This is a genomic window from Paenibacillus macerans, assembly GCF_050565405.1.
Classification (GTDB): domain Bacteria; phylum Bacillota; class Bacilli; order Paenibacillales; family Paenibacillaceae; genus Fontibacillus; species Fontibacillus macerans_B.
This window is the reverse complement of record NZ_JBNYYG010000007.1, coordinates 26,214-46,514: the sequence shown is the minus strand read 5'-3', so window position 1 is coordinate 46,514 and position 20,301 is coordinate 26,214. Positions and strand designations below refer to the sequence as shown.

At 51.8% G+C, this 20,301-nt stretch carries 22 protein-coding genes; 6 read left to right on the top strand and 16 right to left on the bottom strand.

From position 1 onward, the window contains the following. Positions 1 to 142: 142 nt before the first annotated feature. From ACQ4N8_RS07365 to ACQ4N8_RS07355, 3 genes are all read right to left on the bottom strand, one after another. Positions 143 to 628 (bottom strand): MogA/MoaB family molybdenum cofactor biosynthesis protein, encoded by a 486-nt coding sequence (locus tag ACQ4N8_RS07365; protein ID WP_430703693.1) that lies wholly within the window; start codon positions 626 to 628, stop codon positions 143 to 145. Positions 629 to 784: 156 nt separating this feature from the next. Continuing rightward, the gene (moaC, locus tag ACQ4N8_RS07360; protein WP_430703692.1) at positions 785 to 1,249 is read right to left on the bottom strand and encodes a cyclic pyranopterin monophosphate synthase MoaC; all 465 of its coding nucleotides are present in this window, start codon (positions 1,247 to 1,249) and stop codon (positions 785 to 787) included. Further along, positions 1,236 to 1,913, bottom strand: a complete 678-nt coding sequence (locus tag ACQ4N8_RS07355; protein WP_430703691.1) for a 5-formyltetrahydrofolate cyclo-ligase — start codon at positions 1,911 to 1,913, stop codon at positions 1,236 to 1,238. The genes moaC and ACQ4N8_RS07355 overlap by 14 nt, the downstream gene beginning before the upstream one ends. A 266-nt stretch (positions 1,914 to 2,179) precedes the next feature. On the opposite strand from ACQ4N8_RS07355, the gene ACQ4N8_RS07350 reads away from it, so the two are divergent. Further along, entirely contained in the window at positions 2,180 to 4,150 is a 1,971-nt protein-coding gene (locus ACQ4N8_RS07350) for an ABC-F family ATP-binding cassette domain-containing protein (protein ID WP_430703690.1), read from the top strand. A 361-nt stretch (positions 4,151 to 4,511) separates the two neighbouring features. Here the strand turns inward: ACQ4N8_RS07350 and ACQ4N8_RS07345 are convergent, their stop codons facing one another. Continuing rightward, positions 4,512 to 4,829 carry a YciI family protein gene (locus ACQ4N8_RS07345; RefSeq protein WP_430703689.1) on the bottom strand — a complete coding sequence of 106 codons (318 nt, stop codon included), beginning with the start codon at positions 4,827 to 4,829 and terminating at the stop codon, positions 4,512 to 4,514. Between the two features lie 193 nt (positions 4,830 to 5,022). Between ACQ4N8_RS07345 and ACQ4N8_RS07340 the strand changes: the two genes are divergently transcribed. Then, positions 5,023 to 5,904: a hypothetical protein gene (locus ACQ4N8_RS07340; RefSeq protein WP_430703688.1), complete on the top strand. Its 882-nt coding sequence runs from the start codon at positions 5,023 to 5,025 to the stop codon at positions 5,902 to 5,904. Between the two features lie 96 nt (positions 5,905 to 6,000). Here the strand turns inward: ACQ4N8_RS07340 and ACQ4N8_RS07335 are convergent, their stop codons facing one another. Together ACQ4N8_RS07335 and ACQ4N8_RS07330 are read right to left on the bottom strand one after the other, a co-directional pair. Continuing rightward, entirely contained in the window at positions 6,001 to 6,483 is a 483-nt protein-coding gene (locus ACQ4N8_RS07335) for a hypothetical protein (RefSeq protein WP_430703687.1), read from the bottom strand. Further along, positions 6,480 to 6,959 carry a hypothetical protein gene (locus ACQ4N8_RS07330; RefSeq protein ID WP_430703686.1) on the bottom strand — a complete coding sequence of 160 codons (480 nt, stop codon included), beginning with the start codon at positions 6,957 to 6,959 and terminating at the stop codon, positions 6,480 to 6,482. Before ACQ4N8_RS07330 ends, ACQ4N8_RS07335 begins: the two co-directional genes overlap by 4 nt. Before the next feature lie 240 nt (positions 6,960 to 7,199). Between ACQ4N8_RS07330 and cysK the strand changes: the two genes are divergently transcribed. Beyond that, positions 7,200 to 8,129, top strand: coding sequence for a cysteine synthase A (gene cysK, locus ACQ4N8_RS07325; protein WP_430703685.1), 930 nt, complete (start codon positions 7,200 to 7,202; stop codon positions 8,127 to 8,129). Positions 8,130 to 8,180: 51 nt separating this feature from the next. Continuing rightward, positions 8,181 to 8,519 carry a rhodanese-like domain-containing protein gene (locus tag ACQ4N8_RS07320; protein WP_430703684.1) on the top strand — a complete coding sequence of 113 codons (339 nt, stop codon included), beginning with the start codon at positions 8,181 to 8,183 and terminating at the stop codon, positions 8,517 to 8,519. Between the two features lie 148 nt (positions 8,520 to 8,667). On the opposite strand, the gene ACQ4N8_RS07315 is transcribed toward ACQ4N8_RS07320, so the two are convergent. The 4 genes from ACQ4N8_RS07315 to ACQ4N8_RS07300 all read right to left on the bottom strand — a co-directional run bounded on the left by ACQ4N8_RS07315 (position 8,668) and on the right by ACQ4N8_RS07300 (position 11,330). Further along, positions 8,668 to 9,126 carry an AAC(3) family N-acetyltransferase gene (locus ACQ4N8_RS07315; RefSeq protein ID WP_430703683.1) on the bottom strand — a complete coding sequence of 153 codons (459 nt, stop codon included), beginning with the start codon at positions 9,124 to 9,126 and terminating at the stop codon, positions 8,668 to 8,670. Then, positions 9,059 to 9,607 (bottom strand): pyridoxamine 5'-phosphate oxidase family protein, encoded by a 549-nt coding sequence (locus ACQ4N8_RS07310; RefSeq protein ID WP_430703682.1) that lies wholly within the window; start codon positions 9,605 to 9,607, stop codon positions 9,059 to 9,061. The genes ACQ4N8_RS07315 and ACQ4N8_RS07310 overlap by 68 nt, the downstream gene beginning before the upstream one ends. A 45-nt stretch (positions 9,608 to 9,652) precedes the next feature. After that, positions 9,653 to 10,072 (bottom strand): DUF6157 family protein, encoded by a 420-nt coding sequence (locus tag ACQ4N8_RS07305; protein WP_430703681.1) that lies wholly within the window; start codon positions 10,070 to 10,072, stop codon positions 9,653 to 9,655. Between the two features lie 163 nt (positions 10,073 to 10,235). Then, positions 10,236 to 11,330 (bottom strand): ParM/StbA family protein, encoded by a 1,095-nt coding sequence (locus ACQ4N8_RS07300; RefSeq protein ID WP_430703680.1) that lies wholly within the window; start codon positions 11,328 to 11,330, stop codon positions 10,236 to 10,238. Between the two features lie 221 nt (positions 11,331 to 11,551). Between ACQ4N8_RS07300 and ACQ4N8_RS07295 the strand changes: the two genes are divergently transcribed. Then, on the top strand, positions 11,552 to 12,553 hold the full coding sequence (locus ACQ4N8_RS07295) for a M23 family metallopeptidase (protein WP_430703679.1): 1,002 nt from the start codon (positions 11,552 to 11,554) through the stop codon (positions 12,551 to 12,553). A 3-nt stretch (positions 12,554 to 12,556) separates the two neighbouring features. Beyond that, a complete protein-coding gene (locus tag ACQ4N8_RS07290; protein ID WP_430703678.1) occupies positions 12,557 to 13,036 on the top strand; it encodes a bactofilin family protein in 480 nt (159 codons plus the stop codon). Positions 13,037 to 14,071: 1,035 nt separating this feature from the next. Here the strand turns inward: ACQ4N8_RS07290 and ACQ4N8_RS07285 are convergent. The 6 genes from ACQ4N8_RS07285 to ACQ4N8_RS07260 all read right to left on the bottom strand — a co-directional run bounded on the left by ACQ4N8_RS07285 (position 14,072) and on the right by ACQ4N8_RS07260 (position 20,299). Beyond that, a complete protein-coding gene (locus tag ACQ4N8_RS07285; protein ID WP_430703677.1) occupies positions 14,072 to 15,454 on the bottom strand; it encodes a sugar phosphate nucleotidyltransferase in 1,383 nt (460 codons plus the stop codon). A 70-nt stretch (positions 15,455 to 15,524) separates the two neighbouring features. Next, the gene (locus tag ACQ4N8_RS07280) at positions 15,525 to 16,151 is read right to left on the bottom strand and encodes a hypothetical protein (RefSeq protein ID WP_430703676.1); all 627 of its coding nucleotides are present in this window, start codon (positions 16,149 to 16,151) and stop codon (positions 15,525 to 15,527) included. After that, complete coding sequence (locus ACQ4N8_RS07275; RefSeq protein WP_430703675.1) at positions 16,148 to 17,284, bottom strand: glycosyltransferase; 1,137 nt, start codon at positions 17,282 to 17,284, stop codon at positions 16,148 to 16,150. The genes ACQ4N8_RS07280 and ACQ4N8_RS07275 overlap by 4 nt, the downstream gene beginning before the upstream one ends. A gap of 6 nt (positions 17,285 to 17,290) precedes the next feature. Next, on the bottom strand, positions 17,291 to 18,346 hold the full coding sequence (locus tag ACQ4N8_RS07270; protein ID WP_430703674.1) for an NAD-dependent epimerase/dehydratase family protein: 1,056 nt from the start codon (positions 18,344 to 18,346) through the stop codon (positions 17,291 to 17,293). Then, the gene (locus ACQ4N8_RS07265; protein WP_430703673.1) at positions 18,327 to 19,697 is read right to left on the bottom strand and encodes a UDP-glucose dehydrogenase family protein; all 1,371 of its coding nucleotides are present in this window, start codon (positions 19,695 to 19,697) and stop codon (positions 18,327 to 18,329) included. The genes ACQ4N8_RS07270 and ACQ4N8_RS07265 overlap by 20 nt, the downstream gene beginning before the upstream one ends. Before the next feature lie 29 nt (positions 19,698 to 19,726). After that, a complete protein-coding gene (locus ACQ4N8_RS07260) occupies positions 19,727 to 20,299 on the bottom strand; it encodes an acyltransferase (RefSeq protein WP_430703672.1) in 573 nt (190 codons plus the stop codon). Positions 20,300 to 20,301: the final 2 nt, after the last annotated feature.

The following is a 20,301-nucleotide window of genomic DNA, read 5'->3' as shown; positions in this document are numbered from 1 at the left end:
ATTCTCCTTTCGTACCATCAAATAAATAGACAGGGGTATTGAGTCCGTTTCACTTGCTCGCCCACATCATACCATAACGAATGTCACAGTTACAGTCCATTTATTTAACAATTCAACAAAAGATTAGAGAATAAGGCCCGAATTATAAGCGGAACTGACCCGTTACCATCAGTAAGGCTTCCGGCAGCTGATCCATGATGGCCGCCAGGTTCTCATGCACGCCCTTCGGCGTTCCCGGCAAATTCACGATCAGCGTACGCCCGCGAATGCCGACGATGCCGCGAAACAGCATCGCCGCCGGATTTTTCTGCATCTGCGTATACCGCATCGCCTCAGCCATCCCCGGAACCTCGCGTTCGATGACCCGGCGGGTGGCTTCCGGCGTCACGTCGCGGATCGCGAGCTCCGTTCCTCCCGTGGTGAGTACCAAATCCGCGTGGAAGTAATCGGTCATTTCAATCAAAGCGGCGATAATTTCATCCGGTTCATCGGGGACGATGCGGTATTCGACGATTTCACCGCCCAATTCCTCCTCGACCAGTTCGCGGATAACCTGGGCGCTCGTATCTTCGCGTTCACCCCTGGCCCCTTTGTCGCTAGCTGTAAGGATCGCTGTTTTCCATACCATGAAGTCACCCTCCTCATCCATATAGGAACTCCAATTGCAGTCAAACGTTTATGCCGGATCAAGTTGTGTCAGGATTATCAAAAAAAATCGCGGTCTATTCTACTTCTGCTTTTACTTACTATTTCTATACCAAAATATATCATCCTGCCGCAAATGTCACGAACGGACGTAATCCCCGCTTTTTCCGCCCGATTTCGACCGCAGCAGCGTCGGACCGATCACCATGTCCTTTTGCAGCGCTTTGCACATATCGTAGACGGTCAGCGCCGCGGCGGATACCGCGGTGAGCGCCTCCATTTCGACGCCGGTTTTCCCCTCGGTCTTGACCGTCGCTTCGATATAGAGCTCGTCTTGCCCGTTATCGCCGAAAGTGATGTTCACCCCGGTTAACGGCAGCGGATGGCACATCGGAATCCAGTCCGAGGTCCGTTTGGCCCCCTGAATGCCCGCGATCTGGGCCACGGCCAGCACGTCGCCTTTGCCCACGCGCCCTTGCTTGATCGCCTCGAGGGTCGACGGCAGCATCACAACCTTCGTCTCCGCGACGGCGACGCGAACGGTTGCGGACTTCCCGGAAATATCCACCATCCGCGCCCTGCCTTGTTCATTAAAGTGCGTCATCCCTTGATTCGATTCCGAGTTCGGCAAGCTTATCACTACTTTCCTTCATATATATCGTTCCATTTGCCGTAAACAGCAGATCCAGCCTGAAATCATGCGCCTCCAGCGGAATTGCCGCAGGGGCAATCAATTCCTCCAACGCCAAAGCGCCCAGCAATACCCGGCCGGCGCCTCCGCTGCGCCGGGCCAGTTCGCCTATCAGCCGGTCATAATAGCCTGCACCAAAACCGATACGCCCGCCGTTCAGGTCAAAAGCCAGCCCCGGGACAATGATCACGTCGATATCGGGATAAAGCTCCGGCGGCCACACCGGCGTATGCCCGGCCGGCTCGGGAATCCCCCAAGTGCCGGGAACAAGATCCGCTTGGCCGGACAGTTCATGCAATGAAAGACTTCGGTTCGCGCCGACTTTCGGCGCCAGCAAGCGGTCCCCCCGCGCGATGCAGCTTGCCATCAAAGGGCGGGTGTCGGGTTCATCCCGGAACGACGCATAGCAGAACACGTTCAGCTTCCCGCCGCGACGTTCCCGCAAAGGGCCCAGCACGTCGCCCTCCGCATGGAGGCCAGCGGCTGTCGACTGCTCCGTTCGCACTTCCTCGGGAATATGGGCACGGATGTTCAGCATCCGCTGGCGCAGTTCTCTTTTGGCATCCGCAAGCTCCATGGGCCGCCCCTCTTTCCGTCCTGCCAAACCCCGCCTTGTAACGGCGGCCCCGGGAATCCCCGGGCGGTCCGGCTTGTCTCATCCCTAGTGTATCATTGTTATGTGAAAATGAAAACTAAGGCGAACGGTTTGCAAACCGCCGTCTTCCAAGTAATCAGCGGTGCAATTCACGTTCTTTTCATGTAAACTGAATATACAATGCAACAACTTGTTTCTTTTCATCGTACGAATACTGCAAATTATTATTTTGGAGGATCGAATCCGTCATGTTGCTTCAAGCTTCGAACATTACGAAATTATACGGCGTCACCCCCGTGTTGGAGGGAATCAACCTGCAGGTGCTGGAGCGGGATCGCATCGGCCTCGTCGGCGTCAACGGCGCGGGGAAATCGACGTTTCTGCAAATCCTGGCCGGGGAGCTCTCCTATGACGGCGGGCAAATTTTCAAAGCGAAAGAGACGACGATCGGTTATTTGGCGCAAAATAGCGGCCTGCAATCGGAACGCACCATCTGGGAGGAAATGCTGGCCGTCTTCGCCCCGTTAATCGAAACGGAACGCGAATTGCGGCGAATGGAGGAGCAGATTGCCGACCCGGTGCTGGCGCAGGACGAAAAAAACCATCAGGACTTGCTCGACCGTTATGCGCTTAAATCCGACTGGTTCAAAGACCACGGCGGCTACGAAATGGAAACCCGCATCCGCAGCGTGCTGCACGGCATGGGATTCGGCGATTTCCCGCCCGACACGGTCATATCCACCCTGAGCGGCGGGCAAAAAACCCGGCTTGCGTTAGCCCGCATTCTGCTTCAGGCCCCGGACCTGCTGATGCTGGACGAACCGACCAACCATCTCGACATCGAAACGCTCACCTGGCTGGAGGATTATTTGCGCAATTATTCCGGCTCGCTGCTGGTCGTGTCGCACGACCGTTATTTCCTGGACCGGCTCGTGACCGCCATCGTGGAGATCGAACGGCATCAATCGCGCAAATATACGGGCAATTACAGCCGGTTTATCGAGCTCAAGGCGGCGGAATACGAAAGCCAAATGAAGCAATACGAAAAACAGCAGGATGAGATCGCCCGCATGGAAGCCTTCATCCAGAAGAACATCGTTCGCGCATCCACGACGAAACGGGCCCAAAGCCGGCGCAAAGCGCTGGAGAAAATGGATGTGCTGGACCGCCCGTTCGGGGATCCGAAACGGGCCAGCTTCTCCTTCGAAGCCGAGATCATGACCGGCAAAGAGGTGCTGCAAGTCAGCGGCTTGTCCTACGCATTCGAGGAGAAGCAGAAGCCGCTGTTCCACAACGTGACCTTCGATTTGCGCCGGGGCGAAACGGTTGCCTTGATCGGACCCAACGGCATCGGGAAATCGACCCTGCTGAAGATGCTCACCGACGACCTAAGGCCGACATCCGGGACCATCAACTGGGGTGCCAAGGTGAAGATCGGGTACTACGACCAGGAGCAAACCCATCTGAACCCCGCCAATACCGTGCTGGAGGAATTATGGAGCGCTTTTCCCCATATCGAGGAAGCGCGGATCCGCAGCGTGCTGGGCAACTTCCTGTTCAGCGGCGAAGACGTATTGAAGAAGATCGCGGCTTTAAGCGGCGGCGAAAAAGCGCGGGTAGCCCTGGCCAAGCTGATGCTGCAAAAAGCCAACGTCCTGATCCTGGATGAACCGACCAACCATTTGGACCTGTTCAGCAAAGAAGTGCTGGAATCCGCTTTGATCGAATACGACGGAACCTTGCTGTTCATCTCCCATGACCGTTATTTCCTGAACAAGATGGCCGAACGCATCGTTGAGCTTCATCCGCAAGGTGCGGATCATTTCCTGGGTAATTATGACGATTATTTGGCGAAAAAACAGGAGCTTGCCGAGCTGGCGGCCGAAAAGGCCCAAGCGGAGTCCTCCAAACCGGGCACGGCAGCCCGGCAAGCCGACGCGGCGGCGTCCGTTTCCCAAGTTGCCAAATCGGGAGCGGCCTCCTACGAGGCCGACAAACAGGCGAAACGCGAGGAACGGGGTCGGCAGCGCCGGCTGGAGCAGCTCGAAGAGCTGATCTCCGGGCTGGAAGACGACATCGCCCGTTTGGAGAATGAGCTTACGCTTCCCGAGGTATACCAGGATTATGCGGCGATCCAGGAACGGCAAACGGTCATCGACCGCCATAAGGCCCAGTTATCCGAAGCCTATGAGGAATGGGAGTCGCTGGCCGAAGCGTAACTTTGGCCATGTCCTTCGCGCCTGTTCGAATTGTTCACGAAAAATATGTTTTTACATTCCGGAAACAATCCACCCGTTTATGCACAGGCTTATCCACATTATGCAGAATCATTTCCATGAAAAAACGGCCCTCAGGGCCGTTTTTTCATGGGGAAATCGTCGTTTTTTGTCAAAACGCCCCTCTTATCCACCAACTTATGCACACTGTCCACAGTTTTCAGAAAAAACAGCTCGTTTTTTTTGTAAAACGCCCAAAAGGTTGGTACGCGTGCTTTCATGCTTTTTTCATAAAGTTAGCCAACAAGCTGTGGATAACCTTGTCCACAACTTGACAAATCGAGAACTTGCCAAGCCCCCGCCCTCAACCCATTCCCAAGTGATTATTGGCTTCGCAGGAGATGGCCCAGGTCCGAAGCTCATAGTTCTCCGCTCCCGAATGGACGAACGGATCCCGCTCGGCGATGCGACGCGCTTCTTCAAGGCTGTCCGCCTCTACGATAATCATGCCGCCCTTGTAATCGGTGAACGGACCGCACATTACCAGTTGGCCGGCTTGGTCGAGCTCCCGCAAATAACCGACGTGACGGCGGATCAGCGCTTCATCGAGGCTTCTCCCCGGGTTTAAGGATAACAGGATCACAAACTTCGTAAATTTCTCCTTGGTCTTGGATGGACACATCGTAATTCCCCCTCTATTTGGATCATGATTCATTTATCCCATTTTTCTGCTTCGTTGGAAGCATCGCCGCGCTCCCCCGCCGTGAAACCATCCGAAATGCCTATTGCCCTGCCCGATTTAAAATCATTATGATCTCTATAGACTTGCCCCCGAGCAAACATTGTCACCAATCCACCGAAAAGGAGAGAAAGGAATGAAATTTGTCAAAGCTGCTTCGCTCGCCGCACTGGGAGCCGGCCTCGCTTTATTGGGGGGATGCCAAGCGATTGGCGCGACCCAAGACGCTTCATCCACGGCTCCCGCCTTTACGGAATCCAAGCTGCCCGGAGGAGGGCTCGCTTTCCCGCACAACGAACGCATTCATCTGTCCACGGACAAGCAGTGGATCGAAAGCGAAGGGCATCTGTCGGATTTGATCCGGCTGCAGTGGACCGGCGACCGGGCCAAGCCGGCCATTGCCTGGGCCGATGAACAAGGGAAGGACAAGACCGCGATCATCTCCCACGATAAAGCGAACAATCCGGAGCAGCATGATCACAAACATATCTCGATCGAGACGACGATGTCCCCGACCGGGGAATATAAGGACCAGCTGTTTACCCGGCTGGAGATCCCGTACGACGCGGACGTCGCGGAAATCCGCACGCATTCATCGAATTTCAACGTCATGGACGGAATCCTGCGGGTAGCCGGCGAAGGCAACCGCGACGTACAGTTTGCCAAGACCGGCAAAGATAACGCAACCACGCCGCTATGGAGCATCCGCACGAACAATTCGGAGCAACAAGGGGGCAACACGGGAGCGGACTTCGGCCTCATCCGTTATTCCGACGACGGGGAGCCGATCGACAACGCCTTGACGGTCAAAAGAAGCAGCGGCCGCGTCGGCATCGGCACGGAGGATCCGCAAAGCGCGCTGGATGTCAATGGCGACGGCATCCGCATCCGGGAATCCCGAACGCCTGAATCCGCTAACGCTCCCGGCAATCCGGGAGACATTGCCTGGGATGAAAACTATGTTTATGTTTGCGTCGCCAAGGACACCTGGAAGCGGACGGAGCTCTCCACCTGGTAACCGGGAACCGCAAGGGAAGGACGACCAGCGGATTCATCCGCCGGATCCTTCCTGGTTTACCGGCGGCAACCCCCCTTTTCCTATCCCTATCAAAAGTCAGCGAGTCGCTGCCGTAACCCGAATTCGCGATTCGGTTTCGATCGCCGTATTCATTCTGCCCTTCGCGCCATGCCCTACCACTTTGATACGGTAGGTGCCCTGATCCACCTTCAACTCTATCTTGCCTTCGCTATCTCCTTCGGCAAGCGTCGTTACCTCGTTGTCCGGACCGATGGCGACCACCTTGAATTTGCCGCGGTCGACCTCCTGCCGGTGATGGAAGGTGAGCTTTCCCTTAGCCGACGCATGAATGATCCATATCGTTTCCATTCCGTAAAAAGCGGAAAACGACAAGGCGCTCCCTTCATTGCTCATCGTGCCGTTTCGATTGACGTAAGAGTAGGTGTCGCCCCCTTGAATCAGCTCCGCCTCATCGTTGTATAACAGCTTCTGCCGTTCCGATGCCGCGTTGCAGCCGCCAAGAACGGACAACAACAGAATGGCGCAGACGAAACGGAGAACCCACCGTCTCCCCCTCATGATTCCTGGCCCCGAGCCGTCTTCGCATAGAACCCGCCGACCGACGGCAGCAGCGTCAGAATTTGAATCGCCAGCCCCCAAGCCGTATACAGCAGATGCACGACCGACGACCCGTTCAGAATATAGACCTGCACCGAGATCCAGATAACGAGGGCAAACCCGATATACAACGAAAATGCCCAGGACCAATGCATGTTTTTGAATAAGTTCAGCTTGTTGCCCCACGTCCACTCCCGCTTCCGTACAAGCCCGGCCGCAACGACCAGCGGCAGGATGCCGAACATCAGCAGCAAGATGATGCCCGGAATCAAATAATTGGGGAACAGCGGGATTTCCATCATATCGGAAGGCATGCCCACTAACTCCCCTGTCGGATCCAGCATCAGCGCCCCGCCGCCGTATACCGCTCCGATTCCTAACAAGGCCTGCAGGACGATGAGCAGCGTGCCGGCCGCCGGTCTTTTCGTAACTTTCACCAATCAGAACAACCCCTTTTTTACCCTTTGGATAAGTATTGTGATTTATTTCACCATATGTATAAAAAAAAGAAGACGAGTCCCCGTTTCGGCCTAATCTTCGTTGTTATTGATACTTTATCATAGGTTCTGCCGGATGGAAACGGCAATTTGCCGCGGCGTCTTGCTTGAAAGTAGGGTTCGATCCCGGATAGAATAGATTAAAAGTAAGATAAACCAGAAAAAGGGGGACGCTTCATCATGACCCGCAAAGTGGTTCACAGCATTACCGAGCTGATCGGAGATACCCCTGCCGTCAAGCTGAACCGTCTTGTAACCCCGCAAGATGCGGAAGTGTACGTCAAGCTGGAGTATTTCAATCCGAGCGGAAGCGTTAAAGACCGCGCCGCTGCCCATATGATCGCGACCGCAGAGCAGGCCGGCTTATTGCGGCCCCCTGCTACGATCATCGAGCCGACCAGCGGGAATACCGGCATCGGTTTGGCGATGAATGCAGCAGCCAAAGGCTATAAAGTCATTCTGGTCATGCCGGACAATATGACGAAAGAGCGAATTACGCTGTTGCAGGCTTACGGGGCTGAAGTCGTGCTGACGCCGGCGGCGAAGCGGATGCCGGGAGCGATCGAAAAAGCCCGGGAGCTGCTTGCGCAAACCCCGGGCGGCTTTATGCCCCAACAGTTTCAAAATGAAGCCAACCCCGATGTTCACCGGCTCACCACAGGACCGGAGATCGTACGGCAAATGGAAGGAAAGCTGGATCTGTTCGTCGCTACTGCGGGAACGGGCGGCACGATCACGGGCACCGGCGAGTATTTGCGCGCCGCTCTGCCGGACATCCGGATCATTGTCGCCGAACCGCAGGGTTCTCCGGTGCTCTCCGGCGGGCAGCCGGGTCCACATAAGCTGGTCGGAACGAGTCCGGGCTTCATCCCGCCGATTTTGAATACCGAAGTCTATGACGAAATCGTTCAAGTCGGCGACGAAGACGCCCTGGACACGACCCGGCGCTTGGCTGCGCTGGAAGGCATCCTGGTCGGCCCTTCCTCCGGCGCCTCCGTCTGGACGGCGATCCGCTTCGCCAAACGGCTTGGCGCGGGCAAACGCATTTTGTGCATCGCTCCCGATACCGGAGAACGTTACCTCAGCATGGGCGTATTCGGAGAGTCTTAAGCGTGCGGCGAAACACGGCACGCTATCCAGAAAAGAAAAGAGGTAGTTTCCATGCCCCAAATGATCGAAGGCATTTCCCATATCGATACGGATGAACTGCACGCCTTGCTGCAGGATCCCGATAACGAAGCGGTCGTGATCGACGTCCGCGAGCCGTTTGAATACGAAACGGCCCATATCCCCGGCGTCCCGTTGATTCCGATGGGGGATATCCCTTCCCGGGCGGACGAATTCGCCAAGGATAAGGAATACGTATTCGTTTGCCGCAGCGGTTCCCGCAGCTTCGAGGTAGCCCGGTACCTGCAAATGCTTGGTTTCGAACGGGTCCACAACTTCTATGGAGGCATGCTGAGCTGGGACCGCGAGGTCGTCTCGGGTCCTGCCGATTAATCGGGCCCGCGGTGCGGCTTTACGCCCCCGTCCGATATCGTTCCAGCCACTTCACGGCATAATCGACCAATTCCCGCTGGGGCATCAGCATGGCTGCCGCTCCGGCGATTTCCCCCCTCTTCACAAGTCCCGTAAATCCTGCTCGAAATCAGCCCCGGTGCCGTTCAAAGTCGGCGGAATCGTATTCGATCTCCGCGAATTCGACCCATTGTTTCACGCCGTCCATGTTCATTGGAGCTTTGTTGATGATCGTGGCTTTACCGGGATAGGAGGCTCTGTATTCCGCCAAATGAAGCGAGGTATTGTTGCCGTGGCCTACGCCCAGCAGCAGCACGTCTCCGCTCAATTCATATATCCGGGCCAGCGGCGATCCTTCACCCAAGCCGTATTCCAACCGATGCTCGGCGACGATGGCCCCCGCCCGGGCGCCTCGGGCCGCGAACGACACCTGCGGATGTCCGCTGCGCAGCGTACCTTGATATCTTCCATCGCGTTCCCCTTCTTTGCTATCTTTCTTCCCTAAGGTGCCAATCCCAGCGTTACGCCTCCAACGGAGCCGGCAAACCGTCCAAACTGACGGCGTTTTTCTGTTTGCGGTAATCGGCAAGCCCCTGTTCTCCCTTGTTTTGGGCCCATTTGACCAACGTTTCGCGATCTCCCTCGTAGCTGAACAAGGGGACGCCGAAGCCGCAGGACGTTTGTACCGCGTAGACGGAAACCAAAATGATCTGGCGCGCGCCTTCCAGGCGCGGAAAGTCGGACTCCAAACGCTCCCACTCCGGCGAACCCGGCAGCACGACCTTGCCTTTGCCGTACAGGCGCAGAATCAGCGGTTGCCCTTCAAAGGCGGCGAACATCACCGTGATCCGCCCATTCTCCTCCAGATGGGCGGCGGTTTCATTGCCGCTGCCGGTCAAATCCAAATACGCCACTTCGTTAGGCGAGCATATCCGCAGCGAATCATAACCCTTGGGCGATAAATTGACATGCCCTTCCGGGCTTAGCGGCGCCGAACCTACGAAAAAAACACGCTGCCGGCGGATAAACGCTTCGTGCTCCGGCAGGATTGATTCAAACATTCTTCCCATCCTTGTTCCCTCCATGGTTTACAGCTTCGACAGTGCGTTCACCCTTTATTTGCGGCTCGTGCGCATTCCGCTCAATACCTTCACTTTCCCGCCCTCACCGGACGCAAACCGGAGATACGCCGGCGAATCCATGCCGTAAATGGCAATCTTTCCGTTTTCGTCATAATGCACGCCCCAACCGTACTTTTTGGGCAGCGCCGAGGCCCGCAAACAGGGATGCGATTTGCTGAACAACGCCTCCCAAATTTCCTGGCGGCGCTCCTGCACGACATCGTCAGGGATTTGCTTATGGCGCACATGGACTTCAAAGAGCAACTCTTCATGGTCATAGCGATAAGGAGCTTGCGACAGCAGCTCATATTGAATTACATGAACCGGCTTCCCCGGCTTGGCGGACTCGGGTACGATCCCGCGGTCTGCGGGACAATCGGGCGATACCTTGATGAACGTATCTTTGTAGCTCATAGGCGAGACTCCCTTCGTTTCTTTCCATTATACATGAAAATGTAAAATTTTAACGATCAGGGTACGCTTGGGAGACCTTTATCGGCTTAGCTCGCAGGTTTGAGTCGAGGCTTATCGGCAAAAAAAACCGGCGGTTTCGTCGCCGCCGGGAAAGTTCCGTTCTTTATGCCGGTTCGGGTTGGTGCCCGGCTTTGTTTTTGGCCAATTTCAGATACCCTTGCACATTCAGGATCTCGCTGTTCTCTTCGAAGCGCAACCGCATCGAGCCAGCAGCATCGATCAGATACGATTTCAAGGCCGCAGCGCCGCCGCCCAGTACATAAAAGCATTCAATGTCGGGATATTTCTTCCAGCGTTTGCGAATGAGATCAACCAGCTTCTGCGCCGCGCGGTTAAAATACATATCGACGATCGGGCGGATGTCCGCTTGCCCTTCGCCAACCCGCTGAATCACGAATGCGCGGTCGCGAATGCGGCCGATCAGCTTCGTCCGGCTCGGGAACCGGTAGCCGTACTGATCCTCGACGTCGCGAATGATCGAATCGAGGTAGTTCGCCAGACCGAACTGTTCGCCCGTACTGAATTGGTTATCGATATTCATGCGTTTCAAGACAGGAAAATCGGTCGTCAGGGCACCGATTTCGCAAATGCCGATGCAGCCGTTATGTAATTCTTCGTTTCTAACCTGCAGCGTATCGTTGGTGGCCAGGTGGAACAAGGCAGCCGCCCCTTCGACCGAAACGATCGTGCGGCGGATGTTGAGGCGCACCGTGCGCCCGCTCAGCTCCGGCGTGGACAGGAACGTCACTTCATGCTCCCCGGTCAACCGCTCCTCGAACGCTTGGTGGAAAGCCACGTACGTACGGACCGGAAGCCCGGTACCGATGATGTACTCCACTTCTTCGACTCCGGTTCCCGCCGTCGGGTAGGTTTGACCCGAAAGAGCCGCATAGGCAAGTGCAGTCAAAGCCACCACCAAGGACTGATCGCTGGTTGCTTTGTTGTCCGTCTCCTCCAACTCGGAGTTATCCTGATCCTCCATCGCGAGCAATCCAACGAAATACCGTTGATTATTTCTTCTTAATTTAGGACTATAAACCCGGACGTCCAGAGCCTTCAGAGGAGAGTCCTCCTCCTGCAGCACATGTCTATCATATCCGGGAGAAACGATACTCGGAATTATGATGGGTCGTTGTGTACCGTCCAACACGACCTTAACGCTATCGTTACCAACGTCGATTCCGGCAATTCTGATCATAATTACCTCCTTACAAGTAGGAAAGAACACATTCTTCCAATTCTTTCTCATTTCGCTTCCCTTCGACAAATTCCTGCTTTAAGAGTGAAAATATGAACAAATTTTTTTGTTTGAAAAGGGATTTGGAACAATTTGCCGAAATAGTTGTATTGGCAAGCTGCAATCAATGACCTTGGTCCTACTACATTAAATACTCAACTCAAGAAGATCAGGAGGAAGACATGAGGCTCAGATTCAAAAAAAAGGTGAACCGGCGGTATACGCTGCTGATCGTACCGGAAGGCACATCGCCCGTTTTCCGCTTCAAATTCCGTTTTTCCTATTTGCTGACCCTACTGATCACCGCAGCGGTGCTGCTCAGTTCGGTACTGGTCCTATTTGTCGTCAATCGCAACCATTCGACCCGGATCGGCAGCCTCGAAGCGGAGTTGTCCGATTCGTCAAGCCAATTCAGAGACACGGTTGTCAATAAAGAGCAGGAAATCGACCGGCTGCTCAAGGAATTGCTGGAGCTCTCCGAAAAGTCAAAAACGATCGAAAGCAAAATGAGCGAGCTGGAGCAGCTGGAGGCCGAGCTAAAATCGATCACCGGCGGGTCGTCGGCCTCCAAAGACAAAACCGCCTCAGCTTCGATGGATTCGTTGCAGTCCGGTGGCGTCGGCGGAGAGTCGATCCCGTTGTCCGAACAGGACGTCGCCCAGCTTGTGCAGGACACCAAAGAGAGCATCTCCACCTCCTTGGAGGAAATGCCCGATTTGCAGCTAAGGCTGGAGCAAACGAAAACCTCGATCCAGGAATACAAAAAAATGATGTCCATTTTGCCTACGTATTGGCCGACGGATTCGGTGCGAGTCACCTCCGACTACGGCAAACGGGAAGACCCCTTTAACGGCCGATTGACGATGCATGCTGGCATGGATATCGGCGGCAGCATCGGCGATCCGATCTACGCTGCCGCGAGCGGCAAAGTCGTCGATACGGGCTACACGAGCGCACGCGGCAATTACATAACGATCTCCCACCCTTCGGGGTTGAAAACGAACTATATGCATTTGAACAAAATTTTGACCAAAACGGGCACGACCGTGAAACAGGGCGACCTGATCGCCGAACTGGGCTCTACCGGCCGCAGCACCGGACCCCACCTTCACATCGAGGTGGTCAAGAACGGCAGCACGGTCGACCCCGCTGACTATTTAAGAAAACCCGGAGAGGAAGAATAAATCATGAAATTAAGGAATAACGCAAAAACCGTGAAGCTGGATCCGAACACGACCGATACTTTGATCGGGGAAGGCAGCGTTTTCGAAGGCAAAATCCGCTCGGATGCCGGCGTGCGCATCGAAGGGCAAATCACCGGGGATATCGAATGCGAAGGCGATGTCACGGTCGGCGAAAAAGGCGTCGTCCATTCCAACATTCTGGCTCGAAACATCATTATCGCCGGTACGGTAAACGGGAACGTGCAGGCCAAAAGCAAGCTGTCGATTACTTCCAAAGGGAAGCTCTACGGAAATATGGTAGCGACGTCCCTCTCCATTGAGGAAGGCAGCGTCTTCGAAGGAACGAGCAAGATGAGCGGCGGCAACGCGGAAGCGGCCGCGCCGGCAGTCATCATGAAGGAGACGGCAGTCGCCGCGGAAGCGCCGGCCCCGGCCAAAGATAATTCCACTTCCAATGGCGACGCGGTTTATAAGACGTGGTAATCTGCGGATGATGGGCAAGCCCCAACCGGCTGAAGCAGAAGCTCCTCCGTGGAGCGCGAGATGCCGCTGACTTTCAAGGCTTCTCCAAACGCTTGCCGTCTCTGTCTGAACCCCCGCTGGGCGTTGATATCGCCGACGTGCAGAATAGCGTCTCCATCTGCTTCAAGTCCCGGGTATAGCACTCCACGACTTTATCAGAAACAAAAGCAAACAAAAAAAGGCAGCAAGACCTTGGGATCCAAGGTCTTGCTGCCTTTTAGAAGATACAGTTTGTTGTGGTCATGAATGGGTTGTTTATGTATTTTTTCCTGGAGGTAATTCAGTATGTGGGCTGTTACTCTGGTGTTCGGCCGGATCTAGGATGTGCGTTTCATGAGAATATCCTACTTCTTTCCACCTGTCATATTGGATTCCAAGATAATCAAGAATATCTTTCACTTCAATTACGATCTTCCCATCATAACGCATTAACATAACATCCTCTCGACACCGGAATATTTATATATACGTGTAGAAAGGCCGGTTGCACCACTAGCTATTAACGTTCCAAGGTGCCCATATAAGGAACGAAAATAATCGCATCCATTTCTTAACGATCATTATACTGAGTGCAATGAGCAATGTCACACGAAAATTGTAATGAAAGCATGTGAAATTTTGTAGAAACAAATCTTTATTTGTTGGAAATTTCATAATGTTTGAAAACTTTTCATTTATAAGTGCATTGCATTTCTAGGCTTCCTCAACCTGGAGGCTCCTTTTTTTTCTTACGTTTCAAGTAATATTTCCTGTTGTACTCCTTCACCTTATCTTTGTATTTCGCCCTCCATTGCCGGTTATATTCATTTTTTTCCTTGTCGCTGAGAAACGGCGTTTTTTCTCGCTTCGACGCGGGCACGATTTCCAATCCTTCCAAATTTGCGCTTAACTTGACGTACATGTCGTATGCTTTCTTTTTTCCATAAATACTTATATAGTCCTTCCCTTTATAGACAATCGACCATTTCGTATTGTACTTTTTCCGCAAAAATAAACTCATCTCCCAACATAACTTTGTAAAATTTCCTCCCATGAGGTTGCGAATCTGAGAATATCATCTTCCACTAACTCCGTACCCTGCTGTACTTCGATAAACTCCAAATCTTCCAGCGCTCTAATACTGTGCTTCGATCCGACCGGAATGCGCAGCACATCCCCGGTTTTCACGGGAATCATCTTGTCGTTTAGCAGAAAATGCCCCGTTCCGGAAATAATGGTCCACACCTCGCTGCGTTTGAAATGCAATTGGTAGCTTACATTTTTTTCGGCGTGGATGTGGATTCGCTTCGTCAACACCTCACCGCCTTGAGGTAATTTGCCATAGTCCAGCACCTTGTACCAACCCCAGCGACGCTCCTCATACATGGGCCGCTGGTCGTCCATTTGTTTCAAGGCGTCTTTGATGCGTGGACTTGACTCCTTTTGCGAAACCAATATTCCGTCCGGACTTACGGCAACAACGGCGTTAGATACTCCCAAAATGGTTACCGGCAGATCCAACTCGTTGACCAAATGCGTATTGCTGCAATCCATCGTAATGATGCCTTTGCCGATTTGCTGGCTTGCCATCTCCTCCGTCAGCGTGTTCCAGGTGCCAAGATCTTTCCAGTATCCGTCGTAGGACACCGCCGCAATGTGGGAGGCTTTCTCGACTACCGCATAATCGAAGCTGATCTTCGGCAGCCAGTGGTATTGCTTCAGCAATTCTTCATAATGGATCGGCAGTCCCTGGCTGTGCAGATGATCGATGATATACCCGAGCTTAAAAGCAAAAACACCGCAGTTCCAAAGCGCTTGTTGCTCGATGAGCTCCATCGCTTTGTCTTCAGCGGGTTTTTCGGTGAAATGGCCAACGGTTACATAATCCGTGGATGCAAGGCGTGCTTGATCATGTTCCGGAACAATGTAACCGTACTTCTCGGAGGGATAGGTCGGTTTCACCCCCATGAGCGCTACGTCAGCTCCGGATAAACGGACAACGGACTCCAGTCGTTTAATCGTTTCAAAAAAATGATCCTCTACGTAAGGGTCTACGGGGAGGATCGCTACAACCTCATTCAGTTCCACGTCCTTTATCGAATACAGGTACGTTGCTGCGAGTGCAATGGCCGGATACGTATCCCGCCGTTCCGGTTCCACAATAACCGGCACCTCGTAACCGAGTTGGCTCTGCAGCACATCTAACTGGCTCTTCCCTGTCGCAATGTGCGCGAGGTCCTGCAGCCCTGCCGCTTCTAACTGACGCCAAACCCGCTGAACCATCGACTCGGGCTCGTTGTCTGGTGATGTCAACACCTTCAGAAACTGCTTCGAACGCGAATCGTTCGACAGAGGCCACAGTCGTTTGCCGGAACCTCCGGACAATAATACTAGTTTCATTGAACCACTCCTTATATTGATGTTCTATGTTTATTGCGTTGAGTTTTTTTCCGGATCATCAACCTAGATGTTAGGGTTTAATGGATAGTGGTTCATGGATCATCTCCGCGCTGCGAATATCCGTTACGATGATATTATTCGTGATAGGCGAGTGTAGCTTCATGATAGTTGCAGCCGCTTCTTGGCTATCTGTTCCAATGATGATGCGTTCAGGGTTCAACATGTCTTGGACCGCAGAACCTTTCTCTAGAAACTCCGGCATCATTACGACATCGAACGGATTCTCCGTGAGACCGCTTATGATTTGCTTAATCCGTTCGTTGATGCCAACCGAAACCGCGCTTTTGATTACGATGATTTTATAACCGTTCATCGCCAGAGCGATCTCGCGAGCCACTTGCTCGATATATTGAAGCTGCGGTTCTCCGAACGCCTGCGACGTATCGGCCGTTATAACAACAATCTCCGCGTCCTGTACGGGGACGGAGATGTTGGAGGTGAAGGCGAGTCTTCCTTCGGATCTATTTTTGCTTATCAACTCTTCTAAACCCGGTTCATGGATGGGAACTTTGCCGTGAAGCAGCATCTCGATATTGGATTTGTTTTTGTCCACACTATAAACTGAGTTACCTAGGTCTGAGAAACAAACGCCGCTTACTAGACCGGCATAGCCGGTTCCTATGACAGCGAGTATCATATCACTGCACCCCCTTTCCTCCATGGATTGAAATTTTCGATCGTGTCGACCAAACGATGAATGGCATCCTCTTTGTTAGGCCTCGAATCTTTGCCGATTTGGAACGATAAATGATGGAGTACATCATCATCTAAGGATAAATTGCAGATATCCTCCCAAGGCAAAATCATACAGCGATCTTGTTTCTCCAAAAAAGCTAACGTCTGATGATCTTCATTGAGCTGCCTTCGATCTAAGAGAACCATAGGTTTGTCGCTCACCATGGCCTCGCTGATAATTCCCCATCCTGCTTTCGAAATGACGATGTCGGAGGCTGCGATCATATTTTGGGTTTCCGTGTAAGGGTTCGGAATTTGATAGACGTGAGGTCGTGTCACCTGAATATTGCTCGAAACGATAAACGCGCAGTTCTCGTTGCCCCAGAGCTTTAAGGAAGATAAAGCAGCTAAATCCATTTTCATCCCCATGCCAAAATAGACAATTCGCTTGTCACCATCAGGATTAATCCGGCTACGCAACCGCTGCACTTCCAGCTCGTCGGAACGTCTGCAGAAAAAATCATACCTCCCACTGTACGTGCTCCATAAAGGCTCGTTTGCTCCTGCCAACGCTGCAAAGTAATCTATGGCTTGGTAGCATTCGGCCAAGATTCGTAATTTAGATTCGGAGATTAATCCCTGGTATGCCGTGTACCAAGTGAAATTGGAGATCCCTATTGTCGGGATGCCGAGCGATCGCGCGGCTAACAGTGGAATAGGCGGAATGTCGGAAATGACCAAATCCACCTTCTTCTCTTGCAGAAACCGTTGTTCTTCGCGCAATGCCTCAGGGAAGCTGTCTACGAACCGGTCATATTCAAGATTCAGCCCTTCAATGTCAACTTCCACCGATCCTTTCCGCAGCACGTACCCAATATCGTTTTTAACCGTTCGAAATTGAAGTTTCTGATCCGATTCTTTCGCCAGCGATTGCATCATCAGTTGCATGGAAAATGAGGTGCATACGATCACTTCAGATACCCACGTTTTGGTTACCAGTTCACGAATGATAGCGATACTTCTTGTTGCATGCCCATAGCCGTAATCCGAGATATAATAGGCAATGCGCCGGGATTTGAAATATACCCCCACCATTGCAGTCTATATACCTACACCCAGCTTAGTGATTATCTCTTCTTTATAGTACTCGCAATACCAATCCGTGAACTTTTGCAGGCCTTCTTCGATTGAAGTCTTCGGTTTAAACTCAATCACCTTTTCCAATAAGTCCGTGGACGCATAGGTTGCAGGGACGTCTCCCGGCTTCATGGGTTCATAGGATTTTTGGAAAACGACTTCTCTGCCCAATGAATGGCTAAGGCATTTCTCCAAAGTTTGAACAAAGCCCATTAACTTCTCCGGACGGTTATTTCCAATATTAAAGATCTGATGAAGTACATCCTTCCCAGACGCCGGATGGCGAAGAAGACGTTCAATCCCCTCCACAATATCGTCAATATAAGTGAAATCGCGGTACAGGTCGTGATCAAAGTCGCCGTTATTGAAGATCTTGATGGGCTGGCCTGAAAAGTATTGCTCGGTGAATCCGAAATAAGCCATATCCGGACGGCCCAACGGCCCATAGACGGTAAAGAACCGGAGTCCGGTTGCAGGAATCTTATACAGGTGGCTATACGTATGGGCCATTAGTTCATTTGATTTTTTAGTTGCGGCATATAGGGAAACGGGCTGATCCACCGGATCGGTCTCCTCGAAGGGCACTTTTCTATTCGCACCGTAAACCGAACTGGAAGATGCATAAAGGAGATGCTCAACCGGATGATGCCTGCATGCCTCAAGAATGTTATAAAAACCGATGACATTGCTTTTCATATAGGCATCGGGGTTCTCTATGGAATACCTTACCCCGGCTTGAGCCGCTAAATTGACGACAAGATCGGGCTTATATCCTTCAAACACGTTAGATACCGCAGACTTATCCGAAATATCGCCATAGATAAAAGTGAATTTCTTGAATTTTTTTAGTAACTCTAACCGAGTGTATTTCAGGTTAACGTCGTAATAGTTATTTAAATTATCCATGCCTACGACCGAACAACCTTGTTCCAATAACTTCTTGGATAAATAGTATCCAATGAAGCCTGCTGCCCCAGTGATCAAGTACTTTTTACTTCGATCAAGCGTGCTGTAAGGCATCGTTCGTCACCTCCACTCCCCCTTGTCTCCTGGCCGGTCTTCTACCAATGGAGTGATACTCGATTCCCGCCTTTTGCATTTGTTCCACATCATAAATATTTCTTCCATCAAACACTAAAGGAGTCCTCATCAAGCTCTTAAAAGCTTGTGGTGAAATAGCTTTAATCTCTTGCCATTCCGTAAAAATGAAGCAGACATTGGCCCCATCCAAGGCATGCTCAATATGACCGACATACGTCATACTCCCTTTCGGATGTTTACCTTCGGGATAAGATTTAGTAAAGTTCTTTGCTCCTACAGGATCATAAGCATAAATATCCGCACCTTGTTCCAGTAGCAGGGGGATGTTCTCAAGAGAGGCCGCTTCCCGCAAATCATCTGTACCCGGCTTAAAGGTTAATCCCAGGACCGCCACCTTAAGGCCGTTTAAGGTAATCAGCCTGTTGCTGGCTTTTTTGAACAAGATCGTCTTTTGTTCGTTGTTCACCTCAATCGCTGCCTTCACCGTCCGTAGTACATAACCTTGCTGCCTTGCCATATACTCTAGAGCTTTTGTATCCTTGGGAAAGCATGAGCCGCCGTAACCGATACCTGCATTTAGAAACTTGCTTCCAATCCGAGCGTCAAAGCTCATTCCGCTGGCAACATCCTGAATGTCCGCACCCACCAATTCGCACAGATTGGCAATATCATTCATGTACGAAATTTTCAACGCAAGGAAATCGTTAGACGCATACTTAATCATTTCGGCTGACCTTCTATTCACGGAAACAATAGGCAAATAAAAAGGCTGATAGATCTGCTTAAGCAGCTCTTCAGCCCATTGACTTTCAGTACCTATGATGATTCTCTCGGCATGCAGCGTATCGTGTACTGCAGAGCCTTGTGCCAGAAACTCAGGATTGGACGCCACTTCCACTTTCACATCGTTTATTAAGAAATCGTGAATAAATTGTTCAACCTTATCATTGGTGCCAACCGGAACGGTTGATTTCACGACCACCAGACAATCCTGTTCAACGGATTCGGCAATTTGCCTTGCCACGGTTGCAATATACGAAAGATTGGCTGAACCATCGGGCTGCTCTGGCGTTCCCACCCCAATGAAAATGGCATCCGCATCCCGGTATGCCGATTGATAATCGGTCGTATACTGGATCCGCCCGGCTTCAAAATTCTTTTGCATCAATTCTTCTAATCCCGCTTCATAAATTGGCGAAACGCCCGATTTCAACAGCTGAACTTTAGCCTCGTCAATATCTACGCAAGTTACTTGATGTCCTACTTCCGCAAAACATACACCGGCAACTAAGCCAACGTATCCGGTTCCTGCTACGGCGATCTTGAACATAAGCCACCTTCCTTATTCTGTTAGATTTATTACTGCTCTAGACGTTTGATCACTTTTGCAGGATTACCTGCAATCACGCTATTTGGCGGATATTTTCCGCTGACGACGGCTCCGGCTCCCACGACGCACCCCTCTCCAAGCACGGTCCCTTTCAAAATGATGCTATTACAACCAATAAAGCAGTTATTACCTATAACGATCGGCTTGGTTCCGATTCTTTCCTTGAGGTCCGCGTTTCTTGCCTCAATTTCTATGGGATGAAAATCATTGTCCAGGATTTTCGCATTCCCGCCAATGTGGGTATTATCGCCAATGGTGATTGATTTCCTGGCGTATAGGGTCGCTCCGGAAATGCCAACGTTATTCCCTATAATGATGGAAGCTTCTTTCGTTCTTGTAACGATGATCGTTCTCGAATACAGTCCGACTAAGTTTGATAAAAAGGAGGATTTGACCACGACATCATTTCCTAGCCTCATAGTTGCTCCAGAGTGGTTGTAGATGACCGGAATTCCCTTTAGCAATAACCCAGTACCATATTTAATGTTTAACAACCTTAGAACGATTTTAAAAAAATTGCTATTCAAATCAATCATCCCCATTT

Excerpts from the sequence above, each read along its gene's own strand:
- ACQ4N8_RS07355 (WP_430703691.1), bottom strand. The coding sequence starts at position 1,913 with ATGGAGCTTGCGGATGCCAAAAGAGAACTGCGCCAGCGGATGCTGAAC.
- ACQ4N8_RS07310 (WP_430703682.1), bottom strand. The coding sequence starts at position 9,607 with ATGGGAAGAATGTTTGAATCAATCCTGCCGGAGCACGAAGCGTTTATC.
- ACQ4N8_RS07365 (WP_430703693.1), bottom strand. The coding sequence starts at position 628 with ATGGTATGGAAAACAGCGATCCTTACAGCTAGCGACAAAGGGGCCAGG.
- ACQ4N8_RS07265 (WP_430703673.1), bottom strand. The coding sequence starts at position 19,697 with ATGTTCAAGATCGCCGTAGCAGGAACCGGATACGTTGGCTTAGTTGCC.
- cysK (WP_430703685.1), top strand. The coding sequence starts at position 7,200 with ATGACCCGCAAAGTGGTTCACAGCATTACCGAGCTGATCGGAGATACC.
- ACQ4N8_RS07320 (WP_430703684.1), top strand. The coding sequence starts at position 8,181 with ATGCCCCAAATGATCGAAGGCATTTCCCATATCGATACGGATGAACTG.
- ACQ4N8_RS07295 (WP_430703679.1), top strand. The coding sequence starts at position 11,552 with ATGAGGCTCAGATTCAAAAAAAAGGTGAACCGGCGGTATACGCTGCTG.
- ACQ4N8_RS07350 (WP_430703690.1), top strand. The coding sequence starts at position 2,180 with ATGTTGCTTCAAGCTTCGAACATTACGAAATTATACGGCGTCACCCCC.
- ACQ4N8_RS07305 (WP_430703681.1), bottom strand. The coding sequence starts at position 10,072 with ATGAGCTACAAAGATACGTTCATCAAGGTATCGCCCGATTGTCCCGCA.
- ACQ4N8_RS07335 (WP_430703687.1), bottom strand. The coding sequence starts at position 6,483 with ATGAGGGGGAGACGGTGGGTTCTCCGTTTCGTCTGCGCCATTCTGTTG.
- moaC (WP_430703692.1), bottom strand. The coding sequence starts at position 1,249 with ATGACGCACTTTAATGAACAAGGCAGGGCGCGGATGGTGGATATTTCC.
- ACQ4N8_RS07300 (WP_430703680.1), bottom strand. The coding sequence starts at position 11,330 with ATGATCAGAATTGCCGGAATCGACGTTGGTAACGATAGCGTTAAGGTC.
- ACQ4N8_RS07275 (WP_430703675.1), bottom strand. The coding sequence starts at position 17,284 with ATGGTGGGGGTATATTTCAAATCCCGGCGCATTGCCTATTATATCTCG.
- ACQ4N8_RS07290 (WP_430703678.1), top strand. The coding sequence starts at position 12,557 with ATGAAATTAAGGAATAACGCAAAAACCGTGAAGCTGGATCCGAACACG.
- ACQ4N8_RS07260 (WP_430703672.1), bottom strand. The coding sequence starts at position 20,299 with ATGGGGATGATTGATTTGAATAGCAATTTTTTTAAAATCGTTCTAAGG.
- ACQ4N8_RS07345 (WP_430703689.1), bottom strand. The coding sequence starts at position 4,829 with ATGTGTCCATCCAAGACCAAGGAGAAATTTACGAAGTTTGTGATCCTG.
- ACQ4N8_RS07340 (WP_430703688.1), top strand. The coding sequence starts at position 5,023 with ATGAAATTTGTCAAAGCTGCTTCGCTCGCCGCACTGGGAGCCGGCCTC.
- ACQ4N8_RS07280 (WP_430703676.1), bottom strand. The coding sequence starts at position 16,151 with ATGATACTCGCTGTCATAGGAACCGGCTATGCCGGTCTAGTAAGCGGC.
- ACQ4N8_RS07270 (WP_430703674.1), bottom strand. The coding sequence starts at position 18,346 with ATGCCTTACAGCACGCTTGATCGAAGTAAAAAGTACTTGATCACTGGG.
- ACQ4N8_RS07285 (WP_430703677.1), bottom strand. The coding sequence starts at position 15,454 with ATGAAACTAGTATTATTGTCCGGAGGTTCCGGCAAACGACTGTGGCCT.